General features: G+C 63.1%; 20 protein-coding genes. 11 read left to right on the top strand and 9 right to left on the bottom strand.

Annotated elements, in window-relative coordinates:
• Positions 1–17 precede the first annotated feature (17 nt).
• From NKG60_RS06335 to NKG60_RS06315, 5 genes are all read left to right on the top strand, one after another.
• Entirely contained in the window at positions 18–362 is a 345-nt protein-coding gene (locus NKG60_RS06335) for a DUF2147 domain-containing protein (RefSeq protein ID WP_352490872.1), read from the top strand.
• 209 nt (positions 363–571) lie between these two features.
• Positions 572–724: a hypothetical protein gene (locus tag NKG60_RS06330; RefSeq protein WP_023718367.1), complete on the top strand. Its 153-nt coding sequence runs from the start codon at positions 572–574 to the stop codon at positions 722–724.
• Between the two features lie 30 nt (positions 725–754).
• Complete coding sequence (locus NKG60_RS06325; protein WP_352862695.1) at positions 755–949, top strand: hypothetical protein; 195 nt, start codon at positions 755–757, stop codon at positions 947–949.
• Positions 950–1,139: 190 nt separating this feature from the next.
• The gene (locus NKG60_RS06320) at positions 1,140–2,642 is read left to right on the top strand and encodes an AMP nucleosidase (RefSeq protein ID WP_352490870.1); all 1,503 of its coding nucleotides are present in this window, start codon (positions 1,140–1,142) and stop codon (positions 2,640–2,642) included.
• 80 nt (positions 2,643–2,722) lie between these two features.
• Entirely contained in the window at positions 2,723–3,760 is a 1,038-nt protein-coding gene (locus NKG60_RS06315) for an endonuclease/exonuclease/phosphatase family protein (RefSeq protein WP_352974475.1), read from the top strand.
• 15 nt (positions 3,761–3,775) lie between these two features.
• Here NKG60_RS06315 and NKG60_RS06310 read toward each other — a convergent pair whose 3' ends face one another.
• From NKG60_RS06310 to NKG60_RS06300, 3 genes are all read right to left on the bottom strand, one after another.
• Positions 3,776–4,372, bottom strand: a complete 597-nt coding sequence (locus NKG60_RS06310) for a DUF922 domain-containing protein (RefSeq protein ID WP_352974472.1) — start codon at positions 4,370–4,372, stop codon at positions 3,776–3,778.
• Between the two features lie 110 nt (positions 4,373–4,482).
• Positions 4,483–6,162: an electron transfer flavoprotein-ubiquinone oxidoreductase gene (locus NKG60_RS06305; protein WP_352974470.1), complete on the bottom strand. Its 1,680-nt coding sequence runs from the start codon at positions 6,160–6,162 to the stop codon at positions 4,483–4,485.
• A 106-nt stretch (positions 6,163–6,268) separates the two neighbouring features.
• On the bottom strand, positions 6,269–6,451 hold the full coding sequence (locus NKG60_RS06300; protein ID WP_352974673.1) for a hypothetical protein: 183 nt from the start codon (positions 6,449–6,451) through the stop codon (positions 6,269–6,271).
• Here NKG60_RS06300 and NKG60_RS06295 point away from each other — a divergent pair.
• The 3 genes from NKG60_RS06295 (at position 6,402) to NKG60_RS06285 (ending at position 8,889) form a co-directional block, all read left to right on the top strand.
• Positions 6,402–7,046, top strand: coding sequence for a hypothetical protein (locus NKG60_RS06295; protein ID WP_352974468.1), 645 nt, complete (start codon positions 6,402–6,404; stop codon positions 7,044–7,046). The two genes, NKG60_RS06300 and NKG60_RS06295, sit on opposite strands and share 50 nt — an antisense overlap.
• Positions 7,047–7,083: 37 nt before the next feature.
• Positions 7,084–7,965, top strand: a complete 882-nt coding sequence (locus NKG60_RS06290) for a uracil-DNA glycosylase (RefSeq protein WP_352974465.1) — start codon at positions 7,084–7,086, stop codon at positions 7,963–7,965.
• Positions 7,966–8,070: 105 nt separating this feature from the next.
• Complete coding sequence (locus NKG60_RS06285; protein ID WP_352974462.1) at positions 8,071–8,889, top strand: helix-turn-helix domain-containing protein; 819 nt, start codon at positions 8,071–8,073, stop codon at positions 8,887–8,889.
• Here the strand turns inward: NKG60_RS06285 and NKG60_RS06280 are convergent, their stop codons facing one another.
• Both NKG60_RS06280 and NKG60_RS06275 read right to left on the bottom strand, forming a co-directional pair.
• Positions 8,890–9,867 carry a DMT family transporter gene (locus NKG60_RS06280; protein ID WP_502912296.1) on the bottom strand — a complete coding sequence of 326 codons (978 nt, stop codon included), beginning with the start codon at positions 9,865–9,867 and terminating at the stop codon, positions 8,890–8,892.
• Positions 9,864–10,088, bottom strand: a complete 225-nt coding sequence (locus NKG60_RS06275) for a hypothetical protein (protein ID WP_352974671.1) — start codon at positions 10,086–10,088, stop codon at positions 9,864–9,866. The genes NKG60_RS06280 and NKG60_RS06275 overlap by 4 nt, the downstream gene beginning before the upstream one ends.
• Positions 10,089–10,242: 154 nt before the next feature.
• On the opposite strand from NKG60_RS06275, the gene pepN reads away from it, so the two are divergent.
• The 3 genes from pepN (at position 10,243) to NKG60_RS06260 (ending at position 15,812) form a co-directional block, all read left to right on the top strand.
• Complete coding sequence (pepN, locus tag NKG60_RS06270; protein WP_352974460.1) at positions 10,243–12,888, top strand: aminopeptidase N; 2,646 nt, start codon at positions 10,243–10,245, stop codon at positions 12,886–12,888.
• Between the two features lie 335 nt (positions 12,889–13,223).
• On the top strand, positions 13,224–15,551 hold the full coding sequence (locus NKG60_RS06265; protein ID WP_352974459.1) for a PAS domain-containing sensor histidine kinase: 2,328 nt from the start codon (positions 13,224–13,226) through the stop codon (positions 15,549–15,551).
• Positions 15,552–15,812, top strand: coding sequence for a type II toxin-antitoxin system prevent-host-death family antitoxin (locus NKG60_RS06260; protein WP_352974456.1), 261 nt, complete (start codon positions 15,552–15,554; stop codon positions 15,810–15,812).
• 618 nt (positions 15,813–16,430) lie between these two features.
• Here NKG60_RS06260 and NKG60_RS06255 read toward each other — a convergent pair.
• The 4 genes from NKG60_RS06255 to NKG60_RS06240 all read right to left on the bottom strand — a co-directional run bounded on the left by NKG60_RS06255 (position 16,431) and on the right by NKG60_RS06240 (position 22,173).
• On the bottom strand, positions 16,431–16,910 hold the full coding sequence (locus NKG60_RS06255; protein ID WP_352974454.1) for an EF-hand domain-containing protein: 480 nt from the start codon (positions 16,908–16,910) through the stop codon (positions 16,431–16,433).
• 146 nt (positions 16,911–17,056) lie between these two features.
• The gene (locus NKG60_RS06250) at positions 17,057–20,023 is read right to left on the bottom strand and encodes a bifunctional [glutamine synthetase] adenylyltransferase/[glutamine synthetase]-adenylyl-L-tyrosine phosphorylase (RefSeq protein ID WP_352974451.1); all 2,967 of its coding nucleotides are present in this window, start codon (positions 20,021–20,023) and stop codon (positions 17,057–17,059) included.
• A complete protein-coding gene (locus NKG60_RS06245) occupies positions 20,023–21,492 on the bottom strand; it encodes a sensor histidine kinase (RefSeq protein ID WP_352974450.1) in 1,470 nt (489 codons plus the stop codon). The genes NKG60_RS06250 and NKG60_RS06245 overlap by 1 nt, the downstream gene beginning before the upstream one ends.
• Before the next feature lie 6 nt (positions 21,493–21,498).
• On the bottom strand, positions 21,499–22,173 hold the full coding sequence (locus tag NKG60_RS06240; RefSeq protein WP_254819962.1) for a response regulator transcription factor: 675 nt from the start codon (positions 22,171–22,173) through the stop codon (positions 21,499–21,501).
• Between the last annotated feature and the right edge of the window lie 264 nt (positions 22,174–22,437).

Genomic DNA, 22,437 nt, shown 5'->3' with positions numbered 1-22,437 from the left:
CCTGAGGGAGGAGAGACATGTTTCGACAAGTGAGCCTGGCCCTCGCGGCCGCAATAGTGATGACCGGCGCGGCATGGGCCGATCCGATCGAAGGCAATTGGAAAACGCAAGCCGGATCGACTGCCGCCATTTCGGGTGGCGGCGGGGCATTTTCGATTACGCTCAAATCCGGCAAATTTGCCGGCAAGAACATCGGTTCACTGAAGGTTGCCGGCGACAACAAATATGCCGGCACCATAACCGACCCGGAAACGGACAAGACCTATTCGGGCAAGGCTTCGCTTTCCGGCAGTTCGCTCAAGATGAGCGGCTGCGTGCTCGGCGGGCTGATCTGCAAGAGCCAGACCTGGCACAAGCTCTGATCGTGCTTTTCCTGCCGTGGTGAGCGGGGCCAGTCGGCCCCGTTTTCATGTTATCGGTCTCGCAGCCATGGCGTCGCCATGGGTCGCTGCACTCAAGGCGGATCCTCTCAGAGATCATCAACCATTTTGAACCCCAGATGAACGCCGGGATCAGAGCCGGTTCAGCCTGGGCAAGGCATTGTCATGCGTGTTGAAGGAGACACCGCGCAATGCTTGCCCGCCGCTTCACCATCGTCTGCCTGTTGATGAGCCTGTTCGGCATGCTGTTCGCCGTCCTTGTCGCCGAAGCCGGCCGTCCGGCCCGCGCCTGGGACGTCGCCATTTCCTGCCGGCTCGGTTGCCCGAACCAGCTTCGCCACTGAACCCGCCAGCGAGACATAGAAAACCACGCCATGACCCGCCTCACTGCCAATGTCGTCAAGACCCTTCGGCTTCTGCCGCGGACGGCGCTCATCCTGATCCTCCTGGCGGCCCCTGTCCTGGCCGTGCCGACGATGCGCGCCGATGCCGGTTCGACCATCGAGGCGCCTGCGCTGAGGAAGTCCGGCGTCGGCTTTGTGCTGCTGGTCAGCTTGCGGCGCGGCTGATGCATGTCGCGCAAAAAGTGTGCAGCGGTTTTGCGATGACGGCATGCATGATAGCAGGGACCTGAAGCGTGTCACATTAGGCCGGATGGGCGCGACGCGCTTTAGGCCACTGGGAAGAAAAACGCCCACAGCGCGTCCTGAAACCGCCTTACCCCCTCCCAACGGCGCACCCAACTCTCTATATTAGGTCATGGAAAAGCGAATCTATCCCCGAGCCATCGAATCTGTCGTTACGCCGGAGCCGTTTAGCCGACAGAGCTTCGACGATGCCAAGAAGGCGGTTGCCGCCTTGCAGGTGCTTTACGACCGCAATACCAAGTTCCTGCGCGATTCATTTACCGCGCTCGCCGCCGGCGGTGACAACAACAAGCGCTACCGGGCCTTCTACCCGGAGATCGGCGTCACCACGAGTTCATTCACACAGATCGACTCGCGGCAGGCCTATGGCCACATGCCGACGCCGGGACATTTCTCAACCACCATCACCCAGCCTGCTCTTTTCGAAAGCTACCTCACCGAACAGCTTCGCCTGATCATGCGCAACCACGGCGTTCCGGTCACAGTCTCGGAATCGACCACTCCCATCCCGCTGCATTTCGCTTTCCTCGAAGGCACCCATGTCGACGGCACTGCTGCCGAACGCATCAAACGGCCGATCCGTGACCTGTTCGACGTGCCGGACCTCGACGGCACTGATGACCAGATCGCCAACGGCACGTTCGAAGTGGGATTGGGCGAGGCACGGCCGCTGGCACCGTTCACCGCGCAACGCATCGATTATTCGCTGCACCGGATGTCGCACTATACGGCGACCAGCCCCCAGCATTTCCAGAACTTCGTGCTGTTCACCAACTACCAATTCTATATCGACGAATTCGTCGCCCGTGCACGCGAATTGATGGCCAATGGCGGTGACGGATATGTCGAGTTCGTCGAGCCGGGCAACATCGTAACCAAAGTGGGAGGCGGCGCGCCCGGTGAGAGTGCTGCGCCATCTCGCCTGCCGCAGATGCCGGCCTATCATCTGAAGAAGCCGAACCATGGCGGCATCACCATGGTCAATATCGGCGTTGGTCCTTCCAACGCCAAGACGATCACCGACCATATTGCGGTGCTCCGGCCGCATGCCTGGGTGATGCTGGGCCATTGCGCCGGCCTGCGCAACACGCAGGCGCTGGGCGATTATGTGCTGGCGCATGCCTATGTACGGGAAGACCATGTCCTTGACGACGATCTTCCGGTCTGGGTGCCGATCCCGCCGCTAGCCGAAATCCAGGTGGCGCTGCAGGAAGCGGTCGCCGAGGTCACCGGGCTTTCCGGATATGATCTCAAGCGCATCATGCGCACCGGCACCGTCGCCACTATCGACAACCGCAATTGGGAGCTGCGCGACCAGCGCGGGCCGGTGCAGAGGCTGTCGCAGTCGCGGGCGATCGCGCTCGATATGGAATCGGCGACGATTGCCGCCAATGGCTTCCGCTTCCGGGTGCCCTATGGCACGCTGCTTTGCGTATCCGACAAGCCGCTGCATGGCGAATTGAAGTTGCCGGGCATGGCGACCGAGTTCTACAAGCGGCAAGTAGCGCAGCACCTGACCATCGGCATCAGGGCGATGGAGAAGCTGGCTGAAATGCCGATGGAGCGACTGCATTCGCGCAAGCTCAGGAGCTTTTCGGAAACTGCCTTCCAGTAAATGCCGAATTGCATGTGTCGGTCCAGGTCAGGACATTTCGTCATCTTGATTGAGACGCATTTCTGCCGATAGACAAAGCCATGGCACATGTTCGGGACATGACGGTTGCTCTGGCATTCGTCGCAATGCTTGCACTCTCGGCGGCGCTGGTGGCCGGGTTCTTCGGATCGCTGCATCCAGCCCTCGATTCCTTTGCTCATTTCCGCGTCCATTTTTCGGTGCTGATGGCGCTTTGCGCGCTGCCGCTGCTCGCCACCTCGTTTCGCCTGCAGGCCGCGGTCGCATTGCTGTTTGCGATAGCCTCCCTTGCCACCACGTCGAATGCCTTGCCGCTTTCGCGGCTATGGCAGGTGCAGGCCGCCTACGAAGTCAAACCCGGTGGCGGGGCGGTCTACCGCTTGCTGCAGATGAACCTCAGATTCAACAATCCAACGCCTGAGAAGGTGCTGTCGCTGATCGGCCTGACCCAGCCCGATGTGATCACCCTCGACGAGGTGTCCGAAATGTGGAAGGAAAAGCTTGGGCTGCTGTCCGGCGCCTATCCCCACCGGATCCTCTGCCCATATCCCAATGGCGTGTTCGGCGTTGCGCTGCTGTCCAGACGACCGTTTGCCATAGGCACGGAGCCGCACTGCGACAGCCGCGGCGCGATGGCGATCGCCACGGTCGATTTCGGCGGAACCGACGTCGATGTCGCCGCCATCCATCTCACCTGGCCATGGCCGCACAACCAATCACGGCAGATTGGAGGGTTGTCTGACGAAATCGCCTCGCTTGGCGAGACGTCGATCCTGGCGGGCGACTGCAACGCAGCGCCATGGAGCGCCGCCGTCCGGCGCGTCGCATCGCTTGGCAAGCTGACTGTAATGCCGTCGGTCGGCCCGACCTGGCTCTACAGAAGGCTGCCGGATTTCCTGCGCTTCGCCGGACTGCCGATCGACCAGGTTTTCAGCAAGGGCGCCATCGTTATCCGTTCGGCGTCGACCCTTGAGGACACCGGCTCAGACCATCTGCCGGTGCTGGTGGAGTTTTCGCTACGGTCGGATGAACAAAAGCCGCTCGACGAGCACCAGACGGCGACCGCGCTTGCGGCGCTGCCTGGCGGGACGCGAAGCTGAAAATCCGCAGTCCAATTATTGGCCGACAAAAGCGCGGATGAGGTGCTCGACAGGGCCGCCGTCGCGATGCTCGTGCACATCGAAGGCGATCTGCTTTGCCTCGTATTCGGCATAGATGGCATTGATCCGGCGCTTTGCCTCGCGACGTGCCTCGAAACAGTGCGGGTCATCACCGACTGCCAACCCTCGAACCGACTTTTCGGTGGCCCGCATCATCTGTCTGGCGATGCGGCCATGGGTCTGTTCATGGGCGCGGACGCCAGCGAAGAACCGTTTCCACCGCTTCTGCAGCGCCGGCGACGTGGCTGAGACTAGTTTGGGATAGGTATAGAAGAGATTGAGCGTCCCGTTGGCCTGGCGCAGGCGGCAGACGCCGTTTTCCGTGTAGGCGTCGAAGGTCCAATCATCGACGCTGTAGCCGGTCTGGGCGATGGCGTGGGTCATGAAGCCGTGCTTCGGCCCACTGCGATCCATGGCCTCGATCAGGGCCGCGCCGGTGGTTCCGGCAATGTTGTAAGTTCGTGTCTTGACCAATACTTTAGTGTCGGCCAAGGCTGAGGGGGTGCACAACGCCCCGATCGCCACAACGCTCGTCAGAACTGCCAGACGCATTTTCCTTCCTCCCTGTCGTCACAGAAAGGAAACACAGGCAGGCGGTCTATTCAACAATCCTACGGTTGCGCTGCTCCTCATCTTGTTTGGTCCGGAGCAAACCTTGTGACTTACATGTTCTGGTAGACCGGGCCCTCGCCTCCCTGTGGCGGCACCCAATTTATGTTCTGGTTCGGGTCCTTGATATCACAAGTCTTGCAGTGCACGCAGTTCTGCGCGTTGATGACGAAGCGCACATCCTTGGCGGCAGGATCGGCGGCGGCATTGCCGTCCTTGTCGACCCATTCGTAGACGCTGGCCGGGCAGTAACGCGTCGAGGGCCCGGCATAGACGTCATGCTCGGAGCGCTTCTGCAGGTCCATGTCGGCGACGAGCAGATGCACCGGCTCGTTTTCCTCGTGGTTGGTGTTGGACAGGAACACCGACGACAGCCGGTCGAAGGTCAGCACCCCGTCCGGCTTCGGGTAGGCGATCTTCTGGTGCGCGGCGGCCGGTTCCAGCGTGGCGTGGTCGGCCTTGCCGTGCTTCATCGTGCCGAAGGGCGAAAAGCCGAACAGCGTGTTCAGCCACATGTCGAGGCCGCCAAGGCCGACGCCGACAATGGTGCCGAAGCGCGACCATAGCGGCTTGACGTTGCGCACTTTCTTCAGGTCCTTGCCGATATCGGTGGCGCGCCAGGCGGCCTCGTAGGAGGCCAGTTCGTCATTGGCGCGGCCGGCGGCTATCGCATCACAGACATGCTCGGCCGCCAGCATTCCCGAGAGCACGGCATTGTGCGAGCCCTTGATGCGCGGCACGTTGACGAAGCCGGCCGCGCAGCCGATCAGCGCGCCGCCGGGGAAGGACAGTTTCGGCACCGACTGCCAGCCGCCTTCGGTGATGGCGCGGGCACCATAGCCCAGACGCTTGGCACCTTCGAAGGTGCCGCGGATCGCCGGATGGGTCTTGAAGCGCTGGAACTCGTCAAACGGCGACAGATAGGGGTTCTTGTAGTTCAGGTGAACGACGAAGCCGACTGCCACCTGATTGTCCTCGAGATGGTAGAGGAAGGAGCCGCCGCCGGTCTTCATATCGAGCGGCCAGCCGAAGGAATGCTGGACAAGGCCCGGCCGGTGGTTTTCCGGTTTGACCTGCCAGAGTTCCTTGAGGCCGATGCCGTACTTTCCGGGCTCACGGCCGTCGGAAAGGTGGTATTTGGCGATCAGCTGCTTGGCCAGCGAGCCGCGCGCGCCCTCACCAATCAAGACGTATTTGCCCATCAGCGCCATGCCCGGCGCAAAGCCCGGACCGTGCGTGCCGTCCTTCTCGACACCCATGTCGCCGGTGACGACACCGGTGACCGCACCGGCCTCGTTGTAGAGCAGGCCGACCGCGGCAAAGCCCGGATAGATCTCGACGCCCAGCGCCTCGGCCTTGGTCGCCAGCCAGCGGCAGACATTGCCGAGCGAGACGATATAGTTGCCGTGATTGTTCATCAGCGGCGGCATCAGGATATTGGGCAGACGGAACGAGCCGGCCGGGCCGAGAACCAGGAAATGGTCGTCGGTGACCGGTGTCCTGAAGGGATGACCCTCCTCTTCGCGCCAGCCGGGCAGCAGCCGGTCGATGCCGATCGGATCGACGACGGCGCCGGACAGGATGTGCGCGCCGACTTCGCCGCCCTTTTCCAGCACGACGACGGAAAGCTCGGGACTGACCTGCTTGAGACGGATGGCGGCGGCAAGGCCGGCCGGGCCGGCGCCGACGATGACCACGTCGAATTCCATGCTTTCGCGTTCGATATCGCTCATCGACCCCTCACTGGCTCGCCATTTCCGGCATCTTGCTGGCTCACGCGCTGCATAGCGCATCAAATAGCGACGGGAAACCGGCGCGGACGTGACAATACCGATTTCGTCAAAAAGTCGCGTCCTGCCGCACAGATTCGCCGTGGCGAGCATCAATCTTCAATCCTATTCCGTTTGCACAGATATGTCGCACCGATGTTTTTAATTGTTCGACGGCTTGCTTATCGGCCATACTTCTCGCCATGCGCATATTCGGGCCGGCTGGTTTTTCATCGACGCGCTTTTTTTTCACGCCCGGCCGGATTTGCCGTGCGGCGCTCTTGGCGCTTCTGCCGCTCACGGCCCTGGATGCCCATGCCGAGCAGCAACTGGTCTGGGCGACAGGCGCCTATTCCTTTTCCGATGAGCGCGGCGGCTTCCACATCACCGGGGCTTCCGGCATCGGCACGAAGGAGGATCCGCTAGTCATCACCGAAGAGCTGAATTCAGCGACGCCGGTAACGCTGGCCATTCGCACGACAAAGCCGATCCAGCCGTTCGGCAAGGCGGGAGACTTCGCCAACGGTCTGATGTACATGCGCATCGACGTGCTCAACAATAGCGGCCAGGCCTGGGTCGAGTTCCAGTTCGAACTCCAGGAGATCCTCGATCAGCCGAGCGTGTTCGGCGACGGCCTGTCGTTCGACCAGCGCAACAAAACGCCCGAAAATATCTGGTCGAGCAGCTACGCCGATTTCGACCGCAATTTCGAACCGTATGACCGCCTGCTGTTCAAAAACGGCAAGATCGACCCGCTGAAGACCGCCAGCTTCTATTTCCTGATCACCGACTACACGCCGCGCTGGACGTTCTATCTGGTGCAGGATCCGCGCATACCGTCGAGCTGAACTTGCAAATTCAAGCGCCGCGGCCGAATGTGAAACCATGACTGCCGCCCCCCACAATAGCCGAGCCGATCTCGCCGAGTTGCTGGCCTTCTACGCCAGCGCCGGCGTCGACGAGGCACTTGAAGAACAGCCGGTAAACAGGTTTGCAGAAGCCAGGCCGCCGGAGCGGGCGCCCGCGGCGGCCGCTCTGCCGGCCGGTGAAAATGCGGCGCCACAACGTTCGAGGAGCGTGTCGCGCGCCGAAATGGGCGAGAGACCGAATACGGCACCGGAAGTGCGAACGTCCCCGGCCATGTCAACGGTGCCCGATGAGGCGCAAGCGGCATTGGCGCGGCAACTGGCGAGGTCGGCGGCAAACCTCGACGAGCTTCGCCAGCACATGGCGACCTTCGACGGCTGCAATCTCAAATTCACCGCCAAGAACCTGGTGTTCGCCGACGGCAATCCGACTGCCGCGGTGATGCTGGTCGGCGAAGCACCGGGCCGCGACGAGGACATAGAGGGTCTGCCGTTCGTCGGCCGTTCGGGCCGGCTGCTCGACCGCATGCTGGCCGCGATCGGTCTTGATCGGAATTCTGTCTATATCGCCAATGTCATTCCCTGGCGGCCGCCGGGCAACCGCACGCCGACGCCGCACGAGACCGAGATCTGCCGGCCGTTCATCGAGCGGCAGATCGAACTGGTCAATCCGAAGGTGCTGGTCAATCTCGGCGGCCCGTCGGCAAAGACCCTGCTCAACACCTCCGAAGGCATATTGCGGCTGCGCGGCAACTGGCGCGTCCACACGACCCCGTCTGGCGTCGCCATTCCCGCCATGCCGACCCTGCATCCGGCCTACTTGTTGAGAACGCCGGCGCACAAGAAGCTGGCGTGGCGGGATTTCCTGGAAGTGAAGGCGAAGTTGCGAGCGCTTGGGTAATGGCGCAGAGCGCGTCTTCCGTTCTCCCCTTGCGAGCAAGGAAAGGGCGGCATCATGACCTCGCAGGTAATTGAAATGCGCCCACTTCCGGCTTAGTCGTCCGTCATGACAGCAGCCCAGATTTCCGCCGGCAGTCTCATTCGCGAATGGCGTACACGCCGGCGTATGAGCCAGCTCGACCTTGCTATGGAGGCCGAGATCTCGCAGCGGCATCTGAGTTTCGTGGAAAGCGGCCGCGCCGCACCCTCGCGTGATATGGTGTTGCATCTGGCAGAGCAGCTCTCGATCCCGCTCAGGCAGCGCAACCAGCTGCTGCTGGCCGCCGGCTTTGCTCCGAGCTTCAGCGAACGACCACTTGACGATGCCTCGATGGCACCGGCGATGGCGGCGGTCGAGACCGTGCTCAAGGCGCACGAGCCGTTCCCGGCGCTTGCCGTGGACCGGCATTGGAACCTGGTATCGGCGAACGCCGCCATCGGCCCGTTCCTCGCCAATGTCGCCGATGCCTCCCTGCTGAAGCCGTCGGTCAACGTGTTGCGCCTCAGCCTGCATCCCGGCGGCATCGCGCCGCGCATCGTCAACCTTGCGGAGTGGCGGACGCATCTTCTGGAGCGGCTGAAGCGGCAGAACGACGCTACCGCCGATCCGGTTCTGGTCGAGCTCGAGCGCGAGCTTCGGGCCTATCCGTCCGGCCTTAAAGGCAGCCGGCCGGCGCCGGTCGAACCAAACGCGATTGTCCATCCGCTCAAGCTTGCCCATGGCGACGCGGTGCTGTCGTTCATCAGCACCATCACCGTGTTCGGCACGCCGCTCGACGTGACGCTGTCGGAACTGGCGATCGAATCTTTTTTCCCCGCCGACGAGCAGACGCGGGCGGTGCTGATGCGGCTGGCGAAACAGCGGACCGACGCAGCGAAAGGCTGATCACCCTTCCGGCGCGACGGCCTTGCGGGTGCGGGTGCGTTCGAGACCCAGCTGGCGCTCGCGCCAGATGATGAAAATCCCCGCCGCAACCACGATCATGCCGCCGACCAGCATGTTGATCGTGGCGACGTCGCCAAAGACCAGATAGCCGACGACGACGCCGAGGATCATCGAGGTGTATTCGAAGGGTGCCACGACGGAAGCCTCGGCATGGCGATAGGCCGAGGTCATCAGGATCTGGCCGAGCCCGCCGCAAAAACCCGCGGCAATCAGAAACCCCGCCTGCACTGGCGTCAGCGCCTGCCAGCCGAATGGCAGCGAAAGCAGCGCCATGACGCTCGCGGTCACCGAAAACCACAGCACGATGGTCGCCGTCCGCTCGCTCTGGACGAGGTTGCGAACCAGGAGCATGGCGATGGCCGAGATCGCCGCGGCGATGAGGGCGGCGATGACGCCGAGCACCTCCTGATCGCCAAGGGCAGCGCCCGAACTGAGCAGCGTCAGTTCCGGCCACGAGATGATCAGCACCCCGACCAGGCCGACGGCAACCGCACTCCAGCGATAGATGCGGATGGCTTCGCCGAGGAAGATCGAACTGAACACCACGACCAGCAGCGGCTGCGCGTAGTTCAGCGTGATCGCCTCCGGCAGCGGCAGCCGCGTCAACGCAAAGAAGCCGAGCCCCATGGCACAGACACCGACGACGCCGCGCGCAATGTGGTTGAGCGGGCGCTTCGTCGAAAAGGCGGTTCCGAGTTTTCCCTGGAAGGCGAGGAAGGCGATGATCGGAAAGATCGCAAAGAAGGAGCGGAAGAAGACAATCTGGCCCGCCGGCACGGTGCCCGCCGCCTTGATGCAGGACGACATGCCGACGAAGACCGCCACGGATACGATCTTGAGCACGATCCCGGTCAGCGTGCTGTGTTCGCCGGCGTGGTCGCCGGCAGCAAGCACTGGCAAGTCCGGCTCGGCTGTCACGCCCCGTTTGCTTCCTCGATCGCCGCCCAGATGCGCGCCGGCGTTGCCGGCATGTCGTTAAGCCTGATGCCGTAGGCGCGGTAGAGCGCGTCGGTCACCGCATTGAGCGCCGCAGGCGTCGACCCGATCGTACCCGCCTCCCCGGCGCCCTTGATGAAGGCCATATCCTCGCGACGCGACGTAGAGGCGCCCATCCCGAATTTCGGCGTGAGGACGGTCATGGAAGCCTCGCGATGATGCTTGGGAAATGATCGCCTGAAATAGACGTCGCTGCAGTTTTGTCGAGGGAGCGTTTCGTGTAAAGAGCGCAGACTTCAAATTATTTGGACCAGCGGACCCGCCCGCCGCACCCGGATCGACAGGAAAAATCAAGGAATGCGCACAGATACCGGCCAGGTCTTCAAGCTCGAAGACTATCGCCCCAGTGATTATCTCATTCCGGAAACCAGCCTGACTTTCCGCCTTTCGCCTGAAGCAACGCATGTCACCGCCGTGTTGACGGTCGAACGTCGCGACGGGATTGCGGCGTCCGTGCCACTGGTGCTGGATGGCGACGGGCTGACGCTTCGCAGCATCGCCATCGACGGCCAGGAACCGAGCCCTGGAGATTTTATCGCCACGCCCGATCAACTGACAATCATCAGCCCCCCTCCGACAAGCCGCTTCCAGCTGAGAATTGAAACCGTGCTGGCGCCGGCTCAGAACGAAGCGCTGATGGGCCTCTATCGCTCCAGCGACGTCTATTGCACGCAATGCGAGGCCGAGGGCTTTCGCCGCATCACTTATTTCCTCGACCGCCCCGACATCCTGTCGGTCTATACGGTGCGCATCGAAGCTCAGCGCCGTGAGGCGCCGCTGCTTTTGTCCAACGGCAACCCGGCCGGCAGCGGCGAGCTTGCCGGCGGCTGGCACTATGCGGTCTGGCACGACCCCTTCCCCAAGCCGTCCTATTTGTTTGCGCTGGTGGCGGGCAACCTCGGCAAGATCTCGGACAGTTTCGTTACCCTGTCTGGCCGCAACGTCGAGCTCGGAATCTATGTCGAACCAGGCAAGGAGAGGCTCGCCGGCTACGCCATGGACGCTTTGAAACGGTCGATGAAATGGGACGAGGAGGCATTCGGCCGCGAATACGACCTCGATGTCTTCAACATCGTCGCCGTGTCCGACTTCAATATGGGCGCAATGGAGAACAAGGGTCTCAACATCTTCAACGACAAATACGTTCTGGCCGACCAGGAAACCGCGACCGACGCCGATTTCGCCAATATCGAGGCCATCATCGCGCATGAGTATTTCCACAATTGGACAGGCAATAGAATCACTTGCCGCGACTGGTTCCAGCTTTGCCTGAAGGAAGGGCTGACGGTTTTCCGCGACCACGAATTCTCGGCCGATCAGCGCTCGCGCGCCGTCAAGCGCATCGCCGAGGTGCGTACGCTGCGCGCCCATCAGTTTCCCGAGGACCAGGGGCCGCTGGCGCATCCGGTCCGGCCTCGCCGCTACCGCGAGATCAACAATTTCTACACGGCGACGGTCTACGAAAAAGGCTCGGAAGTCGTGCGCATGATCCATACCATCCTCGGCGCCGAGACGTTCCGCGCCGGCATGGACCTCTACTTCGAACGCCACGACGGCCAGGGGGCGACGATCGAAGACTTCATCAAGGTGTTCGAAGACGTTTCCGGTCGCGACCTGTCGCAGTTTTCGCTGTGGTACCATCAGGCCGGTACGCCGAACCTGACCGTCAGTTCGGCGTATAATCCCGCGGCGCGGGAATTCACGCTCGAAATCGAGCAGTCGGTGCCGCCAACACCGGCGGAAAGCCGCAAGCGGCTGATGCACATTCCGCTTGCCTTCGGCCTGGTTGGCGCCGGCGGCCAGGCGATAGCCCATAGCGGCGTCGAAGGGGCGAATGTCGAGGACGGTGTCATCCATATCCGCAAACGCCGCCATGTCGTCAGGTTTTCCGGGATTGGCGAGCGGCCGGCCATGTCGCTCAACCGCGGCTTTTCGGCGCCGGTGACGCTTTCGGTCGAGCAGCGGCCCGACGACCAGTTTTTTCTGGCTGGCCACGACAGCGACGCCTTCTCGCGCTGGCAGGCGTTCAACACGCTTTTGACCGATGCGCTGATTGCAGCCTTCCGCCAGATCCTGGACCATAGGCAACCCGAGTTCGGCGCCCGGCTGACCGGGCTTGCCGGCAAGATAGCCGGCGACGAAGCGCTCGAACCCGCCTATCGGGCACTGGCGCTGGCGCTGCCCGGCGAGGCGGATATCGCCCGCGACATCGGCAAGAACATCGACCCCGATGCCATTTTCGCGGCGCGCGAGGCGCTCGCGGTTGCGATCGCCGAGGCCAACAGCGAGATATTCTCCAACCTCTACGATCGGCTCGCCGACAATGGTCCGTTCAGCCCTGACGCGGCCAATGCCGGGCGGCGGGCGCTGCGCAATGTCCTGCTTGACTATCTCTCCTTGCTGCCGGGAGGCGCGGAGCTCGCCGCCCGGCACTTCCAATCGGCGACCAACATGACGGATCGTGCCGCGGCGTTGACCGTGCTTGCGCACCGTCACCACGGCTCACCTGAGGCGACTAAGGCGCTGGCCGATTTCGAGGCGAAATATGCGACCGATCCGCTGGTCATGGACAAATGGTTCCAGATCCAGGCCAGCGTGCCCGGCCCGCAAACCGTCGACGCAGTGCGCGCCTTGATCAACCACCCGGCGTTCTCGATGGCCAACCCGAACCGGGTACGGGCACTCATCGGTACGTTTTCCAGCACCAACCAGACCGGCTTCCATCGCGCTGACGGCGAAGGCTACCGGCTTTTCGCCGAAACGGTGCTGCAGGTCGAAAAACGCAACCCGCAGGTGGCCGCCAGGCTGGCGACGGCGCTCAGGTCGTGGCGCTCGCTCGAACCCGTGCGGCAGGCCAAGGCGAGGGAAGCGCTGCTGTCGATTGCCAATGTCGAGAACCTGTCAGCCGATTTGCGAGACATCGTCGAGCGCACCCTGGCGTAAGGGTTCCCCTCCCCCTCGACGGGAGGGTGGACAGCCGCCGAAGGCGGATGGACGGGTGGGGTCATTGCGGCAGTGCGCGGCTTCGACCGACCCCACCGGCCTCGACCGTTGATCAAAGATGGAGCGCTTCGCTGAGGACCCCTCCCGGCCCTACGGGCCACCCTCCTCCACTCTAGGGGGAAGGATAGTCGGCGCTCGAACTATTTTAGTCGATTTTTAATCTTTTTTCGCCGCGCCTCTGGACAAGGCGAATCACCTTTGATTCTTTAGTGACGATTCGGAAGTGCGGCGTTGCCGGATCGTCAAGCGGGACAGAAAATCGGGGAGTGCCATTTATGGCGAAGGCGGACGCGTGGGGCGCGCCCGGTGGGACGGCGTTTGAGCGTCGCGAGGCGCGAAGCGACGGTCTCGCAGGCAATACGCGGCTCATCGCCGAACCTGCCTACCGACGGCTGCTGGCAGCCGAGCCGCTGTTGCGGCGATCGATACCGGCCCTCATTATTATGTTTCTGTTGATCATCGCAGTACTGCGCTTTCTGTCGCTGATGAACGAGCGCGACGAGATCGAGCGCGACGCCAAGGCGATCCTTGCGCTGGCCGCCGGCCAACTGGCCAGTTCGATCGCCGCCGACGCGACCATGGTTTCCGCGCCCGGCGCGATCCAGGACCTGCTGGAAAGCACCGGTCGTCAGGGCGCGATGGGCCGAAGCCACGTACTGGCGATCACCGACAGCGCCTTCAAGATCATTGCCGTATCGCCGCAGTCGATGCACTGGGAGGGGCGATCGCTCGATGGTGTCGTGCAGGGCGGGCAGCCGCTATTCATGTTCGGCGACCGCGCCGGGGTAATGAAGGTCAGCATCGGCGGACAGGACTGGTACGCAGCAGTGAGCCTGGCGAATGGCCGAAGGGGTGCCGCGGCAGCGTTCGTGCCGCAGGAGGCAGTTTTTGACGCCTGGCGCAAGACGGTCTCACTCAACGTCACCCTGTTCGTGCTGACGGCCGGCGTGCTGATCATCATCCTCTACGCCTATTTCGGCCAGGCGGCGCGCGCCCAGGCCGCCGATCGCATCTATCTCGAAGCCCACCAGCGCATCGACATGGCGCTGGTGCGCGGCCGCTGCGGCCTTTGGGACTGGGACATGGTGCGCGGCAAGATGTACTGGTCGCGCTCGATGTACGACATGCTGGGCTACGAGCCTTGCGACACGATGCTGTCGTTCGGCGAAGTCGATGAAATCATTCATCCCGAGGACGGCGATCTGTTCGAACTCGCCAACAGGATCGTCGCACGCGAGATCGACCATATCGACCAGGTGTTCCGGATGCGCCATGCCGACGGACAATGGGTTTGGATGCGGGCAAGAGCACAGGTTATCGATCCGGAAGCGCCGGAGATCCAGCTGATCGGCATCGCCGTCGACGTCACCGAGCAGCGGCATCTGGCGCTGCGCTCCGAAGCCGCGGACCTGCGCCTGAGGACGGCCATCGAAAACATCAACGAATCCTTCGTTTTGTGGGATTCGTCCGAGCGTCTGATCATGTGCAATTCCAAATACCAGCAGGACAACGGCCTGTCGGATCGCGACGTGATGCCGGGCGCCCCGCGCGCCGTGCTGGAAGAACGCATGCTGGCCTTCGCCTCGGAGCGGCGGCTTGCCAATACCAACGGACCACAGGGGGGCGTCACCTTCGAGCGCCAGCTTGCCGACGGCCGCTGGCTGCAGGTAAACGAGTTGCGCACAAGGGACGGTGGCACCGTCTCGGTCGGCTCCGACATCACCCAGATCAAGCTGCACCAGGAGAAGCTGGTCGACAGCGAGCGCCGGCTGATGGCGACAATCCACGACCTCAGCCTTGCCCGCCGCGCGGAAGAAGAACGGGCTCGTGAGCTCGTCGAACTCAATCGCAAATACATGAAGGAAACCGAGCGCGCCGAAGCGGCAAACCGGGCCAAATCCGAATTCCTGGCCAACATGTCGCACGAGTTGCGCACCCCGCTCAACGCGATCATCGGCTTCTCGGAACTGATGGAACGACGGCTGTTCGGGCCGCTGGGTTCGTCGCGCTACGAAGAGTATGCCACCGACATCAACGGCAGCGGCAAATATCTTCTCGGCGTGATCAACGACATCCTCGACATGTCGAAGATCGAGGCCGGCCAGTTCGCGCTGGATCAGGAAGAAATCGATCTCTGCCCGCTTATCAGGGAGACGGTTCGCGTCGTCTCGCTGCAGGCGGCGGAAAAGTCGATCACCGTCGAAACCCGCATTGCCGATTCGCTGACGCTGTTCGCCGACCGCAGGGCGATCAAGCAGATCCTCATCAACCTTCTGTCCAATGCGGTGAAGTTCACCGGGCAAGGCGGCCACATCTCGGTCAGAGCCCGCAGCATTTCCAGCGCGCTGATCCTGACGATCGAGGACAATGGCTGCGGCATCCCGAAGGCGGCGTTGAGCAAGCTGGGGCGGCCATTCGAACAGGTGCAAAACCAGTTCTCCAAGAGCCATGCCGGCTCCGGCCTCGGCCTCGCCATCTCGCGCTCGCTGGCCGAGCTTCAGGGTGGCGCGTTGAAGATCCGCTCGACCGAAAGCATCGGCACGATCGTCTCGGTACGCATCCCGATCAAGAAAGCCGCGCAGGCGGTCAGGGCGGCTGCCTGAATGACTTCGTCACCAGGCCAGCATGATCAGTCGAACATGCGCTTGCGCGCCGCCCCAACGCGAGAACTTTCCCTTGATAGGTCTATCTATTTTAGAGAAAGGGGGCTTGTGATGCGAGTGACCTCAACGGAATTCCAGCAGAATGTCGGACGCTTTCAGGATGCCGCCCAGCGTACGCCGGTTGCAATCACAAAGAATGGCCGGACCCATACAGTACTCCTGTCAGCGGCCCGGTCGAGGAATTGGACGACGAGACGCTGAACGCCATCGGCGAAAGCGCCGTCCCGACCCAATACGCCGGACTTGATGCAATGCTCAAAGACTGGACACCGTGAGCCTCCCAAAACCTGTCCCCGGTCTGGTGATTTCCTACTCCTATCTCTAGGCGAGAGAAAACAACAAAGGCGCGGAGGAAGGCCGCAAAAGCCGGCCCTGCGCAATTGTCGCCGCCCGTCGCATCGTGGAGGGGCGTGAAGTTGTAACGGTGGTTCCGATTACCCACTCAGCTCCGGCTGATCATGCGGTGCAATAGAAATACCTGCGCCACTCAAAACCCACCTCGGTCTCGACGAAATGCCGTCGTGGATCATCGTGACCGAGATCAATGAATTCCTTTGGCCGGGTCCCGATTTGAGGCCCATTCCAGGGACTAAGCCGTCCCGCTTTGTTTACGGCATGCTGCCGCCGCGCTTCTATGCCCATCTCCGCGACCGGATTTTGCAGGTCCACACAAGCCGCGCCCTGCACCGGACTCAGCGAACAGAGTAGCTGAATGCGGTGGGAAACACCGTCCGTTCGCAATTGGGCCGATCTGATGATTCAGGCATCGACGCGCACATAAGTCTCCGGCGGCTCGCGCCGCCGGAGCGTTTCCAATTTTCACTGCACGCCGTCAGCGCCATCATTGCCCTCGCCGTCCCATTGGCGGTGACGGCCCGGACCCTTCGGCAGTTCGTTCTTCTCGATCTTGCCGTCATTGTCACGGTCGAGCATGGCGAAGACCTTCTTCTGGCGGCTGGTGATGTCGTCGGCGGTCAGCGTGCCGTCGCCCTTGGTGTCATAACGGGCGATGATGCGCCTGGCCATCTGCTCGAAGCGTGCCTTCTCCAGCGCGTCGGCGAGCTGTGCCACGGTCAGCTTGCCGCCATTGTCAGCGACCATCTTCTTTAGCCGGGCGTTCATGGCGTCGGAGAACTGGTCGAAGGTGATGGCGCCGTCATTGTCCTTCATGACCTTGCCAAGGCGCATCATCATGCCGTCGCGCGGCCCGGCGCCGGAGTGCTCGTCTGCATAGGCAGCGGTGCCGACGGCGCCGGCCAGGGCTGCGAAAACGAGTGCAAGTCTGGTTGTCTTTCTCATGGTCTTCTCCTGTTGCATCGTCACCCCCGATGCTAGAGCGGCGGACCTTCAATCCCCCGCTCTATCTCTTTGATTGAACATCGGAACCTCCCAAAAGCAGGTCGTAATTTTGGGTCCGATGCTCCCATCCGTACGGCTGGTTGCAGTCACGGCTGTTTCGCACGAAGCAGAAGGTCGAAATCCTTTCTGACCTTCTGCGACGTCTCCTTGAGATGCGCTTCAAGCACACCGAAATCCGGCAGATCGGTGACCGCCAGAAGCAGATCCGAAAGCCCTGGCGGAACGTCGTCGCGTTCGAACGCGCCGGTGAGGCAAAGCCGTATCATCTGGGTCAGCGCCAGATAGAGCGAATAGGCATCCACCAGTTCCTGCCTGACCTGGGTGCTGGCGAAATCCGGCGCCAGGCGCGACAGGACCTCAGCCGTGCCGGTGGCCCTGCGGCCTGCCTCGATCTTTCCCGTGATCACCGCAACCTGGGCTATGAATTCGAGATCGATGAGGCCGCCCGGGATCAGCTTGATGTCCCAGGGATCGCGCGGCGGCTTCTCCTTGTCGATCATGGCGCGCATCTCGGATGCCTCGGATATCACCTTGGCTGGATCGCGCGGCAGAGCGAGCACGGCGGCAACTTCCTCCTCGACCTCGCGGCACAGCTCGGCATCCCCGCCGATCGCGCGGGCCCGCGCCAGCGCCATGTGCTCCCACGTCCAGGCGTCCTGGCGCTGATACTTCTTGAAGGCATCGACATGCGTGGCCACCGGCCCCTTGTTGCCGGACGGCCGCAGGCGAAGGTCGACCTCGTAGAGCACGCCCTCGGCGGTCGGCGCGGAAACGGCGGCGATCAGCCGCTGCGTCAGCCGGCTGTAGTAATGCGACGGGGCAAGCGGCTTGTCGCCGTCGGACTCCTCGGCATCGGCGTCGTGATCGTAGAGCAGGATGAGGTCGACGTCGGAACCTGCCGTCAGTTCGCGGCTGCCGAGCTTGCCCATGCCGAGCAGCGCCACCCTGCCGCCGGCAATATAGCCATGACGCACTGCGAATTCCGCCATTACCGCCTGCAATGCCGCCTCGATGGTCAGGTCGGCGAGATCGGAAAAAGCGCGACCGGCGCGCGGCGGGTCGATCGACCCGGCGAGCAGCCTGACACCGATCAGGAATTTTTGCTCCGAAGCAAAGATGCGCAGCCGGTCGAGCACGTCTTCATAGGCTCTGTCGCCTTCGAGGAAGGCGACAAGGCGCGCCGACAGATAGGCGCGGTTGGGCAGTTCGCTCAGCAGCGCCGGATCGAGCAGGCCATCGAAGACGTGCGGCCGGCGCGTGATGATGGCGGCTAGCCGCGGTGCCGCGCCCATGATCGTTGCCATCAGCTTCAGCAAAGCCGGATTCGACTGCAGCAGCGAAAACAGTTGGATGCCGGCAGGCAGGCCGGCAAGGAATTCGTCGAAGCGGATCACTGCCTCGTCCGCCCGCCGCGTCTGGCCGAAGGCTTGCAGCAGCGCCGGCGTCAGTTCCGTCAGCCGCTCGCGCGCTTCCGCCGACCGGGTGACGCGGTAGCGGCCGAAGTGCCAGCCGCGGATAACCCGGCAGATGTCGCTCGGCCGCTGGAAGCCGAGCCGCTGCAAGGTCTGCAGGGTATCGGGATCGTCGACGTCGCCGGTAAAGACCAGATTGCCGATGCCGGCCGAAAGCTCCGGCGCGGTTTCGAACAGCGCTGCATAGTGGCGCTCGACCTGGTGCAGCGCCGCGCGGAACGTTTCGGCAAAGCCTGCCGCATCGGCAAAGCCCAGCATGCGGGCGACGCGCTCCAGCCCCTCTTCGTCCTCCGGCAGGATATGCGTCTGCTGGTCGGCAACCATCTGGATGGCGTGTTCGACGCGGCGCAGGAACCAGTATTGCCTGGTGAGCGCATCGCGCGCGTCGGCGGTGATCCAGCCGCGCGCGGCGAGCTCGCCGAGCATCGGCACGGTCTCGCGGCCGCGCAGTTGGGGAAAGCGGCCGCCGGCGATGAGCTGCTGGGTCTGGACGAAGAACTCGATCTCACGGATGCCGCCGCGACCGAGCTTGACGTTGTGGCCTTGGACCGCGACCTCGCCATGGCCCTTGTGGGCGTGGATCTGGCGCTTGATCGAATGGACGTCGGCAATCGCCGCATAGTCCATGTATTTGCGCCAGATATAGGGCTGCAGTTCCTTCAGGAACGCGGCGCCGGCGGCAACATCGCCGGCCACCGCACGCGCCTTGATCATGGCGGCGCGCTCCCAGTTCTGGCCGCGCGCCTCATAGTAGCGCAGCGCCGCCTCGACCGGGATCGCCAGCGGCGTCGAGCCGGGGTCGGGACGAAGCCTGAGATCGGTGCGGAAGACGTAACCGTGCTCGGTGCGGTCCTGGAGGATACGGACCAACCGGCGGGTCAGTCGCGAAAACAGCTCTGTGGCATCGAGCGGATCGACGACAGCCGGCGCATCGGGGTCGAAGAAGACGACGAGGTCGATGTCGGAGGAGAAGTTCAGCTCATGCGCGCCGAGCTTGCCCATGCCGAGCAGAATCCAGCCCGAGCGTCGCGCCGGATTTTTGGGATCTGGCAATCGGAGCTTGCCCTGCTCATGCGCGTCGCGGAGCAGGAAATCGACGGCCGCACGCGTGCAGGCGTCGGCAAGCTCGCTCAGTCGCCGCACCGTCAGCGAGGTCTCGGCCTCGCCGGCGAGATCGGCCAAGGCGATCAGGAAATGCGCCTCGGCCTTGCATTGGCGCAGCTCCATCATCAGGCTGCTTTCGGAGACGGCCTCTGCGCGTGCTGCCTTGTCGACCGCGGCGCCGATCGATGACAGCCGCGCCTCAACCGTCCCGTCGAAAAGCGCATCGAGTATCCGCGGCCGGCGGCGCGCGGTATCGCGCAGGAACGGTGATAGGTCGAACACGGCGGCGAGGAAATCCTGGACGATCCCCTTGCCTGCCAACAATTTCGCCAGTCGCGGCAGTCCTTTTTGCCGTGCGGCGTCTGCGATCTCCGACAATTCCTGCCTGGCGCGGCTTGCATCCAGTGGAACGAGCTCTACCGCCGGCTTCAACAGCCAGTCCGTTTCCAGGCGTCGCACTGCCATCCTCGCCACCATCAGCGATCGTCCCGCCCGGGAAAACTCATGACAACCGACAATCCGGGATTGCCGGGCAGAAGCTCAAGCCGTCCATTGTGGAACGTCATGATCGCCTTGGCGAGGCTCAAGCCAAGGCCGGAACCCGGCTGCGAGCGGCTCTTTTCCAGCCGCACGAAACGCTCGGTCACCCTGGCGCGGTCGACATCGTCAGGAATACCCTGGCCGTTGTCGGAAACCGCGAGCCTGATCTCGCCACCGACACGCTCCAGCGTCACGCGAACCGTAGGCCTGGAGGTCGAGTCGGTCGAATATTTGATCGCGTTGTCGACGATGTTGGACAGCGCCTGGCCGATCAGCTCGCGATTGCCGTTGACCGCGAAGGCACCTTGCACCGAGGTTTCGAGGGTCACGCCCGCCTCCTCCGCCACCGGCTCGTAGAGTTCGACGACGTCGTGCACGGCAGCGGCCAGGTCGACCCTGGTGGTGCTTTCGGAGGAATAGCCGGCCTCCAGCCGCGAGATCATCAGGATGGCGTTGAAGGTCTTTATCAGCTGATCGGATTCGGCAATCGTTCCTTCCAGCGCCTGCCGGTAGTCGCTGGCGTTGTGCTTGCCGGAAAGCGTCGCCTCAGCGCGATTGCGCAGCCTGGTTAGCGGCGTTTTCAGGTCGTGGGCGATATTGTCGGAGACCTGCTTCAGGCCCTCGTTCAGAGTGGCGATCCTGGCCAGCATGGAATTGAGGTTTTCCGACAGCCGGTCGAACTCGTCGCCTGCGCCGGTGACCGGCAGCCGGCCGGAAAGATCGCCGCCCATGATGCGGCGGCTCGCCTCCGACACGCTGTCGATGCGCTTCAGCGCCGCGCGCCCGACGAAGAACCAGATCAGCAGCCCGCCGACGCCCATCATGCCGAGCGCCAGCATCAGAGCGCGGCGAATGACGGCGCGGAAGCGCTCCGGCTCACCGAGGTCGCGGCCGACCAGCATGATCATCTGGTTGGGCAGGCGCAGCACCAGGGCAATAGCGTTATGGCCCTTCTCGCCTTCGGCCTGTACTTCGCCCTGGGCGGGCTCGTTCGGGTCGGAGACCGGGTTGCGCTGCCGCTCGAGCTCGCCCTCGCCGAAGCGGCGGTAGGAGAACGGTTCGGTGGTCCAGCCCTCGGCCTCGATCACGCCCGGCTCGAGGCTCTGCACGTTGCCGGTCAGGATCTGGCCATTGGCATCGGCGATCAGATAGAGATTGGCGCCGGGCTGGCGGGAGCGCTGCTCGACGACGCGGACCAGCACCGGCAGGCCGCCGCGCTGATAGGCTCGGGCCAGGCCGAGCACCTCGTCGTTGATCGTCTCCTGCGTCTGGGCGGTCAGCATGCGCGCCGACAGCGAGGTCATGTACAACACCAGCAACACCGCACACAGCGCAAAAAGCAGCAGATAAAGCGCTGAAAGCCGCGCTGCCGTCGTCTTCATGATGGCCGGCACGGAAAGAGCCATGGGGTTCTAGCCGCTTTTCAGCATATAGCCGGCGCCGCGAACCGTGTGCAGGATCGGCTTGTCGAAGCCCTTCTCGATCTTGCCCCGCAGCCGCGAGATATGAACGTCGATGACGTTGGTCTGCGGATCGAAATGGTAGTCCCAGACATTCTCGAGCAGCATGGTGCGCGTCACCACCTGGCCGGCATGGCGCATCAGATATTCGAGCAGGCGGAACTCGCGCGGCTGCAGCGTTATCTCGCGCCCGGCGCGCCGCACCGAGTGCGACAGCCGGTCGAGTTCGAGATCGCCGACCCGGTAGACTGTTTCGGCCTCCCTGGCGCTGGCGCGGCGGTTCAGCACCTCGACGCGGGCGAGCAGTTCGGAAAAGGCGTAGGGCTTGGTCAGATAATCGTCGCCGCCGGCGCGCAGACCGGTGACCCGGTCGTCGACTTCGCCGAGCGCCGACAGGATCAGCACGGGCGTCGTATTGCCCCGGGACCTGAGCCCGGCAATGACCGACAGGCCGTCGCGGCGCGGCATCATGCGATCGACGACCATGACGTCATAGTCGCCGGAATCGGCGAGCGCGAAGCCGGTTTCGCCGTCGCCGGCGACATGGGCGGTATGGCCGGCCTCGGCGAACGCCTTCTGCAGATAGTCGGCTGCCTCGCGATCGTCTTCTATGACGAGAATCTTCATAGAACCGTTATACGCGATTTCGCTGGAAGATTGAGTGGCCGGCATATGCATCGAGGCCTTCTCCATGGCGTATCGCGAGCAAAGTGATTCAGGGATACGCGGTAAGTCTTTGTTTTAGCATGTCGTAGCTTAAAACCGCTTCACGTCTTGAGCGGCATGTTCGAGCGGCAGCGGGCGATGGGAAGCCCGCTGCCGCTGGGGCGGAACACGATGACTGACTAACGTATTCAGGCCCCGTGCTTTCCCGGGCGGCGGCTCGGGGGT

The organism is Mesorhizobium sp. M1428 (assembly GCF_040317515.1).
In the GTDB taxonomy this organism is placed as follows: domain Bacteria; phylum Pseudomonadota; class Alphaproteobacteria; order Rhizobiales; family Rhizobiaceae; genus Mesorhizobium.
This window is presented reverse-complemented; position numbering and strand designations above follow the sequence as displayed.

Coding starts and splice junctions, on each gene's coding strand:
- NKG60_RS06335 (WP_352490872.1), top strand. CDS start 18: ATGTTTCGACAAGTGAGCCTGGCCCTCGCGGCCGCAATAGTGATGACC.
- NKG60_RS06330 (WP_023718367.1), top strand. CDS start 572: ATGCTTGCCCGCCGCTTCACCATCGTCTGCCTGTTGATGAGCCTGTTC.
- NKG60_RS06325 (WP_352862695.1), top strand. CDS start 755: ATGACCCGCCTCACTGCCAATGTCGTCAAGACCCTTCGGCTTCTGCCG.
- NKG60_RS06320 (WP_352490870.1), top strand. CDS start 1,140: ATGGAAAAGCGAATCTATCCCCGAGCCATCGAATCTGTCGTTACGCCG.
- NKG60_RS06315 (WP_352974475.1), top strand. CDS start 2,723: ATGGCACATGTTCGGGACATGACGGTTGCTCTGGCATTCGTCGCAATG.
- NKG60_RS06310 (WP_352974472.1), bottom strand. CDS start 4,372: ATGCGTCTGGCAGTTCTGACGAGCGTTGTGGCGATCGGGGCGTTGTGC.
- NKG60_RS06305 (WP_352974470.1), bottom strand. CDS start 6,162: ATGAGCGATATCGAACGCGAAAGCATGGAATTCGACGTGGTCATCGTC.
- NKG60_RS06295 (WP_352974468.1), top strand. CDS start 6,402: ATGCGCATATTCGGGCCGGCTGGTTTTTCATCGACGCGCTTTTTTTTC.
- NKG60_RS06290 (WP_352974465.1), top strand. CDS start 7,084: ATGACTGCCGCCCCCCACAATAGCCGAGCCGATCTCGCCGAGTTGCTG.
- NKG60_RS06285 (WP_352974462.1), top strand. CDS start 8,071: ATGACAGCAGCCCAGATTTCCGCCGGCAGTCTCATTCGCGAATGGCGT.
- NKG60_RS06275 (WP_352974671.1), bottom strand. CDS start 10,088: ATGACCGTCCTCACGCCGAAATTCGGGATGGGCGCCTCTACGTCGCGT.
- pepN (WP_352974460.1), top strand. CDS start 10,243: ATGCGCACAGATACCGGCCAGGTCTTCAAGCTCGAAGACTATCGCCCC.
- NKG60_RS06265 (WP_352974459.1), top strand. CDS start 13,224: ATGGCGAAGGCGGACGCGTGGGGCGCGCCCGGTGGGACGGCGTTTGAG.
- NKG60_RS06260 (WP_352974456.1), top strand. CDS start 15,552: ATGACTTCGTCACCAGGCCAGCATGATCAGTCGAACATGCGCTTGCGC.
- NKG60_RS06255 (WP_352974454.1), bottom strand. CDS start 16,910: ATGAGAAAGACAACCAGACTTGCACTCGTTTTCGCAGCCCTGGCCGGC.
- NKG60_RS06250 (WP_352974451.1), bottom strand. CDS start 20,023: ATGGTGGCGAGGATGGCAGTGCGACGCCTGGAAACGGACTGGCTGTTG.
- NKG60_RS06245 (WP_352974450.1), bottom strand. CDS start 21,492: ATGGCTCTTTCCGTGCCGGCCATCATGAAGACGACGGCAGCGCGGCTT.
- NKG60_RS06240 (WP_254819962.1), bottom strand. CDS start 22,173: ATGAAGATTCTCGTCATAGAAGACGATCGCGAGGCAGCCGACTATCTG.